The organism is bacterium (assembly GCA_024224155.1).
In the GTDB taxonomy this organism is placed as follows: Bacteria; Acidobacteriota; Thermoanaerobaculia; order Multivoradales; family JAHEKO01; genus CALZIK01.
This window is the reverse complement of the sequence record JAAENP010000016.1, coordinates 18,670-30,516: the sequence shown is the minus strand read 5'-3', so window position 1 is coordinate 30,516 and position 11,847 is coordinate 18,670. Positions and strand designations below refer to the sequence as shown.

Genomic DNA, 11,847 nt, shown 5'->3' with positions numbered 1-11,847 from the left:
GCTTCAGGCACCGGATGAACTCGAGGTCCTCGAGGATCGGCCAGTCGGGATACCCGCCCACTTCGTGAAACGCTGCCCGCGTCGCGAACTGAGCCTGATCGCCCAGTGGAGATCGAAACCAGCGCGTCCTCAGGTTGACGATTCGCGAGCCGAGCTTGTAGATGGGGCGCGGAGAAGCGAAGCGAACCTGAAAGCCGCCACCGACGGCGCCCGAGGCAAGAGCGTTCTCTACCGATTGGACGGCGCCGCTCGGCAGCACGGTGTCGGCGTGCAGGAAGAGAAAACCGTCGGCGCTCGAAGCGCCGGCTCCTCGATTGAGCTGCGGTCCGCGCCCTGGCGCCCCGGTGACGACTCGGGCGCCGAGCCGCTCGGCGACGCAATGGCTGGCATCCTCGCTGCCGCCGTCACTGACGATGACCTCTTCGGCGACCGATACGATCCCGGGCAGGTTCTTCTCCAGGGCCCAGGCCTCGTTGAGTACTGGGATGATCACGGCGATGGGTCGGGGCGTCAAAACGGCTGGATGGTAGCAGGGGTTGGTAGCAGCCAGACGTCGCTCCCCGGGTCGCGAGCCCCAGGCAATGGCAGTACGATAGCGCTTGGAGAGCGATGAGCGGCGATAGAAAATTCAGCCATCTGGATTCTGCCGGCCGCGCCAGCATGGTCGACGTGTCCGAGAAGCCGGTGACCCGTCGAGTCGCCGCGGCCTCGTGCAGGATCCTGCTCGAGCCCTCGACCCTGGATCGTCTGGGCGAGTTGCCCAAGGGCGACGCGCTGGCGGTAGCACGGATCGCCGGAGTGCAGGCGGCCAAACGCACCGGTGAGCTCATCCCCCTGGCCCATCCGTTGACGCCCGAGGATGTCCAGCTCGACTTCGAGCCTGCGGACGGCGCGTTGGTGATTCGCAGCCGAGTGGTGGTCACCGCGCGCACTGGAGCCGAGATGGAGGCGCTCACCGCCTGCTCCCTGGCGGCACTCGCGCTCTACGACATGGTGAAGGCCGTCGATCGGACGGCGACGGTGACCGATCTTCGGCTGGATTCCAAGTCCGGCGGCGTTTCCGGCGATTTCCAGCGTCCGGGCGGCGGCCAGGACGATTGAAGAGTGCCGTCGTCGAAACTCCATACCGGCCTGGACCGAATGCTGGAACAGACCGGCCAGCTCAGCGGCCGGCGCTACGGTCTGCTCAGCCACACGGCGGCGGTGTCCCGCGAGCTGCTGCCGATTCACCTGGCCCTCTCGAGATCCGGGGCTCCGATGCCGTCGCGGCTCTTCGGACCGGAGCACGGCTTCTACGGAGTCGAGCAGGACATGGTCGCGGCCGCGAACGATGACGACCCCTGGACCGGCCTGCCGATCGTCTCTCTCTACGGTGACTCTGAAGACTCGCTCAGACCGGCCGAAGGGGCTTTCGACGGTCTCGACCTGGTGGTCATCGATCTCCAGGATGTCGGCAGTCGCTACTACACCTACGCCGCGACCGGAGTCTGGGCCGCGCAAGCGGCACTGGCGGCCGGTTGCGAGGTCTGGCTGCTGGATCGACCGAATCCTCTAGGCGGGGAGGTAATCGAGGGCAATCGTCGACGTCCCGGTTTTGCCTCCTTTGTCGGGGCGTTCGAGATGCCGGTCCGTCACGGCCTGACCATGGCCGAGCTGGTTCTCATGGCTCTCGACGGGCACCAGGGGGATCGAGGGCTGCGGGTCTGGCCGATGACGGGCTGGAGCCGTGCCGACGATTGGGCGGCCACCGGGCGGGTCTGGTCCGCCCCATCTCCCAACATCCCGACGGCGCGGACCGCGCAGGTCTACCCGGGAGGCTGCCTGCTCGAGGCGACCGATCTCTCCGAGGGACGCGGCACTACGCGCCCCTTCGAGCTCATCGGAGCACCGGGTGTGGACGCCGTGGCTCTGGCCGACGATCTCAACGCCCGAAATCTCGCCGGCGCCCGGTTTACGCCGGCGCTGTTCAAGCCGCAGTATCAAAAGCATGCGGGCGAACCCTGCTCGGGTGTGTGTTGGCTCGTCGAAGACCCGGCGCTGCTCCAGCCGTATCGTTGCGGCGTCGAGCTGCTGCGCTCTCTCTCCGTGGTCGCACCGGAGGCCTTTTCATGGCGCAGGGAGCCGTACGAGTTCGAGAGTGAGCGACCCGCGATCGATCTGCTGACCGGCGACTCCAAGCTGCGAGAAGCGCTGGCGGAGGATGGGGATGTGGAGGAGTGGATCGCCAGCTGGTCCGCAGACGAAGCCGATTTCCGTGAGGCGCGCCGGCCGTTTCTTCTCTATCCCGAAGCCGGAGCCGGAACAGCATGAAGCGTATTCACATCTTGCGAACGACGAGCGCGGCCGCCGAGTACGAGTCTCTCTTTGCGGCGGCCGCGGATCTCGGCCTGCGGATCGGTTGGTTGGATCTGGCCGGTGATGCCGGAATTCCGGCTGAGCTGGAGGAAGCGGCGAGACTGGGGGCCCTCAGGGCCGTCGGGGTGACGGCGAATCGGGTCGTCACGGTGAAGCCGGTGCGCGGAGCGAAGGTACTGAAGGACCTGCTGCGAGAGCATTTCTCGGGCTGCCGATTGGTCGTGATTCGCGGTGAGCTGGAGGCTCCCGAGCTCGAGGTCGCGCTCGACGGCTACCGGGTCCGCTTCGAGGATGGGACCGCGAAGGACTTTTCGGCCAAGGCGCTGGCGAGGGCGCTTCGCAGTCCCCGTCTGCGCGGAGCCGCCGGCCCAGAATCGAGGTCCGGGAGCGGGTCAGAATGAGGCTCCCGGTCCGCTACTTCGCTCCCGGCCCCGTATGGGTCGATCCGGAGGTGCGCAAGGCGATGACGCGCCCCATCGTCCCTCACCGGAGCCCGGAGTTCAAAAAGCTTTGGACGTCGATCGGGGAACGGCTCAAGCTGGTGTTTCGCACACGGCGAGACGTTCTCATCGCGACCTCGAGCGCCACCTTCGCTCTCGAGGCGGCTCTGGTGTCGCTGGCTCCGCGCAGCGCGCTGAGCTTGGTCAACGGAGCCTTCTCGGAGCGATGGCTCGCCATCGCCCGCTCGAGGGGGATCGCCAGCGAGGAGCTGGCGGTTCCGTGGGGCTCGGCGGTCGACCCGGATCGCCTGCGGGCGCGACTCAAGGAGCACCGGCCCGAAGTCGTCACCATGGTGCACTGCGAGACCTCGACCGGAGTCCTCAATCCAATTGCGGCGCTGGCGCGTGTGGTTCGAGAAGAGAGCGATGCGCTGGTGCTGGTCGATGCCGTTTCGTCGCTGGCCGGCACTCCGGTCGAAAGCGACGACTGGGGATTGGATGTCGTGGTTACAGCTTCGCAAAAAGCCCTCGGATTGCCTCCGGGCCTGGCCATCTTCAGCGTTTCGGACCGCGCCTGGGAACGGATGTCTCGGGTCGAAACGCGAGGGTTTTATACCGACTTTCTGCGCTACCGAGCCAAGCATGCCGAAGGGGGTCCCATCACCACGCCGGCGATCCCGCTCATCTACGCCTTGGACGCTCAGCTCGAACGCATTCTGGACGAGGGCCTCGAGGCGCGCTGGGAACGCCATGTTCACCTCCGGGATCTGACCGAAAAGTGGGCCGCGGCCGCGGGCTTCGAGTATGCTTCCGACGAGGGCGCGAGGTCGCCTACCGTGAGCTGCCTCAAGACGGCTCCCGAGTTGGCGCCGACGGAGCTCGTAGACAAATTGGCGCAACAGGGCTTTCTGGTTGGTGGCGGCTACGGCCGCCTCAAGGAGTCGACCTTCCGCATTGGCCACATGGCCGAGATCGGGAGTACGGACCTGGAGCTCCTGTTCGAGGCGGTGGCCGCGTCGGCCGCAAACCGGTGAGGAAGGGTAGATCAATGCATAGGATTCTTCTCTGTGATCCTCTGGACCCGTCCGGTCTCGAGATCTTTCGGGAAGCGGGTGCCCAGCTCAGGCAGCTAGGAGACGACGAGCGCGAGAAGCTGCCCGAGATCGTGGAGGACTTCGACGCCATTGTGGTTCGCAGCCGAACCAAGGTCACCGCCGAGCTTCTGCGCCGCGGCCGCAAGCTCAAGGTTGTCGGCCGCGCCGGGATCGGCGTCGACAACGTCGACATCGCCGCGGCGACGGATCTCGGCATCTTGGTGGTCAACGCGCCGACGGCGAACCTGGTCTCCGCAACCGAGCACACTTTCGCTCTGCTCCTGGCGCTGGCCCGCAACGTGCCGGCCGCCGATCGTTCCCTGCGCGCAGGCGAGTGGGACCGCAAGCGGTTCCTCGGTCGCGAGCTGGACGGCAAGACGCTGGGGGTCGTCGGCCTCGGGCGTATCGGTCAGGCCGTTGCTCACCGCGCACGGGCCTTCGGCATGACAATCGTGGCCTACGACCCGTATCTGGATCCTTCGGCCGCCAAGCGCTTGGACATCGAGATGGATACCCTGGAGGCCGTTCTGGGGCGCGCCGATGTGGTTACCTTGCATATGCCGCTCACCGACGAGACCCGGGATCTGATCTCGGCAGCGCGAATCGCCCAGATGAAGCAGGGCTCGATCCTGGTCAACTGTGCTCGCGGTGGCATCGTCGACGACAAGGCTCTGCTCGAAGCCCTCGAGTCGGGGCATCTGGCGGGTGCCGCGCTGGACGTCTTCGAGGTCGAGCCGCCCGAGGATCGGAGTCTGATCGATCACCCGAAGGTGGTCGGCACACCCCATATCGGTGCTCAGACTCGCGAGGCCCAGGAGCGAGTGGCGACCCAGACCGCCCGCATGGTTCTGGCCGCACTCGACGGTTCGCTTTCCGTGACTGCCGTCAACCTGCCGTTCCGCGCCGCCGGGCCCGGCGGCGAGTCCTATCTGCGGCTGAGCGAGCAGCTCGGGCGTCTGGCCAGCTCGCTGCTGGGAGGCAGCCTCAAGAAGCTTCAGGTCGACCTCTGGGGAGTGGATGAAGAACTCCACACGCCGGTCTCGATCGCTGCGGTGCGTGGCGCGCTGAGCCCGTTTCTCGGCGAGGCGGTCAACTTCGTCAACGCCGAGAAGCTGGCGGAGGGGCGCGGTATCGCGGTGGTGCAGGTCACACATCGGCAAGCCGGTGAGTACCCGCACCTGGTCGGCGTCACGGTGACCGGCGAGGGGGGGACGGTCGAGTTCGCTGGCACGGTTTTCGGAGAGTCCGATCTGCGAGTCGTCCGCTATGACAAGTACCGCCTCGAGTTTCGGCCCGAAGGCCGGCTTCTCCTGCTCAGCAACCGTGATGTTCCCGGTGTCGTGGGGCGTTTGGGCTCGCTGCTCGGTGAGGCCGGGATCAATATTGCGGATATCCACCTGGCTCGCGGCAGCGCGGAGGGCGAGGGAGACGTGGACGCGGTGGCGGTTCTGCGCCTGGATCAGCGCCCGGAGGAAACCGTGCTCGACGGGCTGCGAAACCTGCCTGAGGTCAGCCAGGCTCAGTTGGTGGAGTTGGGATGAAGATCGGTCTGATCTTCGGGGGCAGAAGCGTCGAGCATCAGGTTTCGATTCGGTCGGCACGGACTGTCGGAGCCGCTCTCGAAGAGGCCGGTCACGAGGTGATCTCGATCGGTATCGCTCGCGACGGCTGCTGGCTGTCTCCGAGCGAAGCCTCGCGGGCAATGCGGGGCGAGGTGGATTTTCTCGACGCGCCGGGTGGAGCGATCGCTCCGAGCGTGCGGATATTGCTCGATGCCGACGTCGACGCCGTCTTCCCCTTGGTCCACGGCACCTGGGGTGAAGACGGTTCGCTGCAGGGGCTGTGCGAGATGGCGGGTCTCGCCTACGTCGGCGCCGACGTAACCGCCAGCGCCGTGGCCATGGACAAGCTTCTGACCAAGCGGCTGCTCGAAGCCGTAGGGATTCCGGTCGTCGAGTACGAAGTGGTAACCCGGCTGGAGCTGGAGAACGACCGAGGCGAGAGCATCGATCGGGTGCGGCGGTTTGGGTTCCCGCAGTTCATCAAACCCGCCGTCGGTGGGTCGAGCGTCGGGGTGAGCAAGCTCGAGACCGAAGCGTGCGTCGAGTCCTCGCTCGAGCTCGCCTTGCGCTTGGACGACAGCGCCATCGTGGAACGGGCGATGACCGGGCGGGAGCTCGAGTGCTCGGTCATCGGGTATCCGCATCTGGAGGCTTCGGCAGTCGGAGAGATCCGTCCCGGCCAGGAGTTCTACGACTATGCCGACAAGTACCTCGAGGAAGACGCCGAGCTGCTGATTCCCGCCGAGTTGGATCCGGAAGAGGAAGCGCTCGTCCGCAGCTTGGCGGTGCGTTCCTTCGAGGCGATCGGCGGCACCGGCATGGCGCGCGTGGATTTCTTTCTCGACGGTGACATCGCCAGAGTCAACGAGATCAACACCCTGCCCGGTTTTACCTCGATCTCGATGTATCCCAAGCTGTGGGAAGCCGCGGGAGTTCCTCTCGTCGATCTGGTTGGGCGCTTGGTCGATGAGGGGGTCGCGCGCCATCGCGATCGAGTGGCCATCGACGGGGAGATCAAGGCCTTTCTCGAGGGCCTCGAGCGCTAGGCTGGAAGTCGCGCGGACGCTGGTCGAATCACGTCCCGGCGGCGCGGTGCCTCGGTAGGAGAATCACTCGGGCTCGCTCCAGTCGTCGGGTCGCAGCTCTTGCCCGAGATCGACACCGGAGTGACCGAACTCGTCGAGGCAAGCGACATGAAACAACGCGTCGCCCTGATACACGAGCGGCAACTTGAGGCGGCCGATAATGATCCCTCGAACCGGACTCGACCGGCGATCGCCGGGTCACGGCTACTTGCTCCGCGCGGACGAGCGGCGCCGGAAGGCAATCGCGGTGAGGTCGTCCGGCTTGCCCTGCGCGGTTGCCATCTGCGTGCGAGCTCGTTCGGCCAGTTCGGCGAGAGCGACCGCGAGGGACGGGGCCCGAACCACGATCTCGGCTACGGCCTGGAGCCGCAGATTGTCGGTCAGGCCATCGCTGGCGAGCAAGACGGTATCGCGCGGCGCAAGCCGGAGATCTGGGCCGACCTCGATGCGCATCTCCGGCGAACCAAGATAGTTGGACACCATTTGGGCTTCGTCGTGCCGACGGGCTTCGCGCTCGGCGATCCAGCCCGAAGCGACCGCATAGCCGGCAGGGGAGTGAGCGACGGAGCGCCATTTGATCTTGCCGCGGCCACCAACGATCAGGATCGTCGAGTCTCCGGAGTGGAAAGGCCGCACGGCGCCGTCTTCGATTCCGACGGCCGCCAGGGTCGTTGCCGCCCCGATGCCGAGCTCGAGGATCTTGCGATTGGCGGCCTCGAATCCATCCAGGACGGCAGCTCGAATCGTTCTGTCTTCGGAGCGACAGCCCAGAGTCGCGCCGGCGACTTCCGAGGCCGCGAGCCAAGAGGCCCGCTCTCCCGCCGGCGCTCCGCCAAATCCGTCGGCAACCGCCAGCAAGGCGCTTGCGGGTCCCGCGGCGACGATCGCGGCGGCGTCTTCGTTCTTCCGATTGTCGCCGGGACCGACGCGTGTGATCGCGGCCGCCTCTCCGCCGGCCAACTCCAGCTCGGCAACTTCAGCCATGGAGTCGGTCTGGACGAGCCAGGTCGTTTCGTCGCCTTGCCGGACAGAGCTCATGGCCGCCTGATGGGGCTGGCGCACCAGGGGCAGCATCGCCAGAACCCGGGCAGGATCCCCCAACGACACTTTCGGCACACGCTCTTTTCGCCGGGGATCTTCCAGCTCCGCCGCACCTTTCGCCGGCACCACGGGCAGTAGCGCATGAAGGGCATGAGGTCCTTTCTGGAGCATGACCGGTTGGTGCAACGCCCGGAGTAGCGGCGATCCGAGTAGGTGCGAGCTCCGTGGCTCTCGAACCCCGGTCCATAGCACCACGGGCAATAGCGCCAGTCGAGCTTCATGCCACGGCCACAGCGCGGACAGTGCGCCGGGAACTTAGTTTCTCCTCTGTGCTTGGCGCGATCGGCGCCACACCACGGGCAGGTCGTCATGGCCTCCGCCACCGGCCCAGCGCACCGCGGGCACGTGTGTCGGGCCTCCAGAGCTCTACCGTGATGTCTCGTGAACTCGCGCCGCTGCACGGTGCGCCACGCCGGATCCGTCCTGCCGGCTCCGATCGGAGACCGGCGGCGGGCGGGATTCTTGAGAGCTTGCCGTCGGGCGCGGCGGAAAGCGGCCGACATCTTGCCGGCGTCGGCAAAACGCCGGCGCGGCTCCGGGGAGATCGCCTTGGCCAGCACTTCGAGCATGGGAGCTCCCACTTTGTGAATGATCTTCCGATGCCCGGCGGGAGGCCAGTGGAAAGGCCACTCCGGAAGACGCCCCGAGAGCATCCTGTAGATCACCAGTCCAAGGGCGAACACATCCGATCTCGGGGACGGCTTTCCCATAGCCTGCTCGGGGGCGAGATAGCCGACCGTGCCCGATCCCGACGCGTGAATCGTCTGCATCGCCACCTTGGCGATTCCGAAGTCGGTCAGCCGGAGATGATCGCCATTGAAAACGATGAAGTTCTCGGGCTTGATGTCGCAGTGGATGATGCCTTCATCGTGGGCGAAGGCCACCGCCGAGAGAGCCTGTTCCGCGAACTCCAGAGCCTTGGCGGTCGCGATGCGCCGCGTCAGCCGCTCTCCCAGGGTCTCGTCTCCCAGTGCGGTCACGGCGACAAAGCGACCTTCAATGAAGTCGGCGTTCTTGAGCGTGAGGATGTGGGGGTGCTCCATCCGGGCGGCGAGGCGGACCTCCCGATAGAAATCGTCGAGGACCTCCGATGTGATCAGCGAGGGGTGAGGTATCTTGAGCGCCACGCGCACGCCCTCGATGGTGTCGTGGGCGGCGTAGACGGTGGCGAAGCCACCTTCGCCGAGCCGTCGCAGGATTCTGTACTTGCCGAGCCGTTGTCCGCGGCGAAGCCGCCGGCGGGCGGCTTGAGAGGGCGAGGTTGGGGATCGACCGTGTGGGTGGTGCATCGGGCCGCTTCTTCGAACGGTGATCCTAGCCGCGGAGGAGGTCGGCTGGAACCCCCCTGGACAGCCGCGAAGAAAACCGTGCGACTCAGCGCATGACAACTGACTCGATGCCATTGCGCTCGAGATTTCGGACCACTTCCTCGGCGCTCCGCCTGGAGAGGCCTGCGAGAATGACGCGATGGAGCCCCTTCGAGGATTCGATCCGAGCGTCCCGATAGTGGGAGCGCACGGCCGCGAGCCTCGACTCGGCGCGCTGGCGGTCGCGAAAAGCACCCGCTTGCACCGCATAGATTGCCGGTGCCGGGTTTCGGCCGACCACACGAAGGCGAACCCTGGCCGTGCCGGGACCGAGCATGCCGATCTCACGGGCAGCGGCCTTTGACAGGTCGATGATTCGCCCGGCCACGAACGGCCCCCGGTCGTTGATGCGCACGCGGGTCCTTCTTCCGTTGTCGCGGTTCTTCACCTCCACGACCGTCCCGAAGGGCAACTGCTTGTGCGCCGCGGTCATGGTTTCCATGTCGTAGGTCTCGCCGTTGGCGGTCGTTCGTCCGTCAAAGCCGGGGCCGTACCAGGACGCGATCCCGGATTGCTCGAATCCTCGGTGACCCTCTCTGGCGCGCCTCGAGCTGGTGCAAGCTGATCCGAGGACCGCGAGAATCAAGGTGGCCACCAAGGGCAGCGCGCCGGGCGATCGCATCAGACGCGAACGAGCTCGGGCTCGACAGCGGCTCGTTTCTCGGGCAGCTTGGCTCGAATCAGGGTCAAGAATTCCTCGACCTGCTCGGCCGACCGTCCGACGAAATGCTCGGGCTGCAGGAAGGACTCGACCTCGGAGCGCTCGAGCGGGAAGTCCGGATCGTCCAGCAGCATGTGTACCAGAGGGTTTTCCTCGCCACGCTCGACGGCCGCGTGGGCTGCCATCGAGTACTCGCGGATTCTCTCGTGAAGAAGCTGGCGATCGCCACCCGCCCGGGAGGCCTGCATGAGCAGGTTCTCGGTGGCCATGAACGGCAGCTCGCGACGAACCAGGGTCGCCGCCGCTTCCCGCCCGACCCGCAGCCCACCGGCGATGTTGGTTGCCAGCACCAGGATGGCGTCGGCGGTGAGAAACGCGTCCGGCAGCACCAGCCGTCGATTGGCCGAGTCATCGAGGCTGCGCTCGAGCCACTGCGTGGCGGCGTTGAGCGGCCCGTTCCAGGAATCGGTGAGCAGCCTTCTCGCCAGAGCACACATGCGTTCGGAGCGGATCGGGTTGCGCTTGTACGCCATGGCCGAGGAGCCGACCTGCTTGGCCTCGAAGGGCTCGGCGAGCACTCCCAGGCCCTGCAGTAACCGAACATCCGTGCCGAACTTGTGAAGCGTCTCGGCAATGCCCGCGAGCACGCCCAGGACTTGCGAATCCTGCTTGCGAGGGTAGGTTTGACCGGTCACGGGCCAGCTCGAGTCGAAGCCCAGCTTCTCGGCCACGGCTCGGTCCAGCCGGCGCACTTTCTCGTGGTCGCCGTCGAAGAGCGACAGGTAGCTGGCCTGGGTGCCGGTGGTGCCCTTGGCTCCGCGGCACTTGAGCGTGGCCAGGGCGCTTCTGATCGAATCGAGATCCGTGTCCAGGTCCTGCAGCCACAGGCTCGCGCGCTTGCCGAACGTGGTCAGCTGCGCCGGTTGGAGATGAGTGTAGGCGAGGGTGGGTACAGAACGGGTCGACTCGGCAAAATCGGCGAGACACCTGATCGCGGCTGTCAACCGCGCTTCGACGATTTCGAGAGCGTCGCGCGTCAGCAGAACATCCGTGTTGTCGGTCAGGAATGCGCTGGTCGCTCCGAGGTGGAGCACGCCCCCGGCGCCCGGAGCTTCGCGATCGGCCAGCTCGGCGAAGTGGCGCAGGTGGGCGACCACGTCGTGACGGGTTTGCTCTTCGAGCTCGGCGACACGCTCGAAGTCGATCTGGTCGCGAACCGACCGCAATGCCGCGAGCTGATCGTCTGAAATCGGTAACCCCAAGTCGCGCTGCGACTCGGCGAGAGCGATCCAGAGCTGTCGCCAAAGGCCGTAGCGATGCTCTCGGGTGAAGACCCCGGCCATCTGGCGCGAGGCGTAGCGCTCGTGGAGTGGGTTTTGGGGAGATGCGGGAGCTTCGGAAGGCATGGCCAAAGCGAGTCTAACAACTACGAGTCCGACACTCGCTCGGTATGATCCGACGATGCATCGGCCGGGGATTCTCGCTCTCTCGTTCGCGCTGGCGTTGAGCTGGGCCTGCGGCTCGGCTCCAACGGCGGTGCCGCCCGGACGAGCCGGTGGGGTGACCCCGAGTGTGCCACCGAGGGGGCCGGCATCGAGCCTGCCCTCGACCGAGGACCCGGTCGCCCGCCGCGTCGTCCGTCTCGCGCGCTCGCTGCTGGCGACTCCCTACCGCTACGCCGGGTCGGACACCAGGGGCTTCGATTGCTCGGGCCTGACCTCCTATGTGTTCGCGCGAGTGGGCCTCAGTCTGCCGCGGACGGCTCAGAGCCAGGCGTCGGCCGGGCGCTGGGTCGCGCCCGACGAATTGGCAAGTGGCGATCTGGTGTTCTTCGGCGACGATCGGACCAAGCCGTACCACGTCGGCCTGGTGGTCTCGGAGCCAGGCGAGCCGCTCGCCATGATCCACTCGTCGTCCTCGCTCGGGGTGACCGAGACCACGGTTCTGAGCAACTCGTACTGGCTGCCGCGGCTGCGCTTCGGCCGGCGAGTTCTCGAAGGCGACTGAGATCGGCGGCTCTTCGGGAGAGTGTTGCCTCGATCGGCCACAGAACCGAGAGCCGGAGCGGCTGCTTTGGAGTGAGACCGAGACAGTTCGCGGTCCGGCGCGAGGACCAGCCGGCTCGGCGGCAACCGGTCAGGGGGCTCGACGCGAGCGCCGGCAAGGCTGGTCGTAGTCCACG

At 66.4% G+C, this 11,847-nt stretch carries 12 protein-coding genes; 7 read left to right on the top strand and 5 right to left on the bottom strand.

The genetic code is table 11. The annotated features are described in order from the left end of the window. Window positions 1-514: glycosyltransferase (locus GY769_01765; protein MCP4200645.1), on the bottom strand; the 514-nt coding region annotated here is incomplete at its 3' end. Window positions 515-609: 95 nt separating this feature from the next. Here GY769_01765 and moaC point away from each other — a divergent pair. Genes moaC through GY769_01735 form a run of 6 tightly spaced genes read left to right on the top strand, consistent with a single transcriptional unit; the run spans window position 610 to window position 6,497 of the window. Then, the gene (gene moaC / locus GY769_01760; protein MCP4200644.1) at window positions 610-1,101 is read left to right on the top strand and encodes a cyclic pyranopterin monophosphate synthase MoaC; all 492 of its coding nucleotides are present in this window, start codon (window positions 610-612) and stop codon (window positions 1,099-1,101) included. A gap of 3 nt (window positions 1,102-1,104) precedes the next feature. Further along, complete coding sequence (locus GY769_01755) at window positions 1,105-2,310, top strand: DUF1343 domain-containing protein (protein ID MCP4200643.1); 1,206 nt, start codon at window positions 1,105-1,107, stop codon at window positions 2,308-2,310. After that, window positions 2,307-2,756, top strand: coding sequence for a hypothetical protein (locus GY769_01750; protein ID MCP4200642.1), 450 nt, complete (start codon window positions 2,307-2,309; stop codon window positions 2,754-2,756). Before GY769_01755 ends, GY769_01750 begins: the two co-directional genes overlap by 4 nt. Continuing rightward, complete coding sequence (locus tag GY769_01745; protein MCP4200641.1) at window positions 2,753-3,829, top strand: alanine--glyoxylate aminotransferase family protein; 1,077 nt, start codon at window positions 2,753-2,755, stop codon at window positions 3,827-3,829. Before GY769_01750 ends, GY769_01745 begins: the two co-directional genes overlap by 4 nt. A 14-nt stretch (window positions 3,830-3,843) precedes the next feature. Then, window positions 3,844-5,430 carry a phosphoglycerate dehydrogenase gene (gene serA, locus GY769_01740; GenBank protein MCP4200640.1) on the top strand — a complete coding sequence of 529 codons (1,587 nt, stop codon included), beginning with the start codon at window positions 3,844-3,846 and terminating at the stop codon, window positions 5,428-5,430. After that, window positions 5,427-6,497: a D-alanine--D-alanine ligase gene (locus tag GY769_01735; protein ID MCP4200639.1), complete on the top strand. Its 1,071-nt coding sequence runs from the start codon at window positions 5,427-5,429 to the stop codon at window positions 6,495-6,497. Before serA ends, GY769_01735 begins: the two co-directional genes overlap by 4 nt. A gap of 243 nt (window positions 6,498-6,740) precedes the next feature. Here the strand turns inward: GY769_01735 and GY769_01730 are convergent, their stop codons facing one another. The 4 genes from GY769_01730 to GY769_01715 form a co-directional block, all read right to left on the bottom strand. Beyond that, window positions 6,741-7,574, bottom strand: a complete 834-nt coding sequence (locus GY769_01730; GenBank protein ID MCP4200638.1) for a SpoIIE family protein phosphatase — start codon at window positions 7,572-7,574, stop codon at window positions 6,741-6,743. After that, complete coding sequence (locus tag GY769_01725; GenBank protein MCP4200637.1) at window positions 7,571-8,926, bottom strand: protein kinase; 1,356 nt, start codon at window positions 8,924-8,926, stop codon at window positions 7,571-7,573. Before GY769_01725 ends, GY769_01730 begins: the two co-directional genes overlap by 4 nt. An 85-nt stretch (window positions 8,927-9,011) precedes the next feature. Then, window positions 9,012-9,626, bottom strand: coding sequence for a septal ring lytic transglycosylase RlpA family protein (locus GY769_01720; GenBank protein ID MCP4200636.1), 615 nt, complete (start codon window positions 9,624-9,626; stop codon window positions 9,012-9,014). Next, the gene (locus GY769_01715; protein MCP4200635.1) at window positions 9,626-11,071 is read right to left on the bottom strand and encodes an adenylosuccinate lyase; all 1,446 of its coding nucleotides are present in this window, start codon (window positions 11,069-11,071) and stop codon (window positions 9,626-9,628) included. Before GY769_01715 ends, GY769_01720 begins: the two co-directional genes overlap by 1 nt. 55 nt (window positions 11,072-11,126) lie before the next feature. Here GY769_01715 and GY769_01710 point away from each other — a divergent pair, with 55 nt between their 5' ends. Then, window positions 11,127-11,672, top strand: a complete 546-nt coding sequence (locus tag GY769_01710; protein MCP4200634.1) for a C40 family peptidase — start codon at window positions 11,127-11,129, stop codon at window positions 11,670-11,672. The last annotated feature ends 175 nt before the right edge of the window (window positions 11,673-11,847 follow it).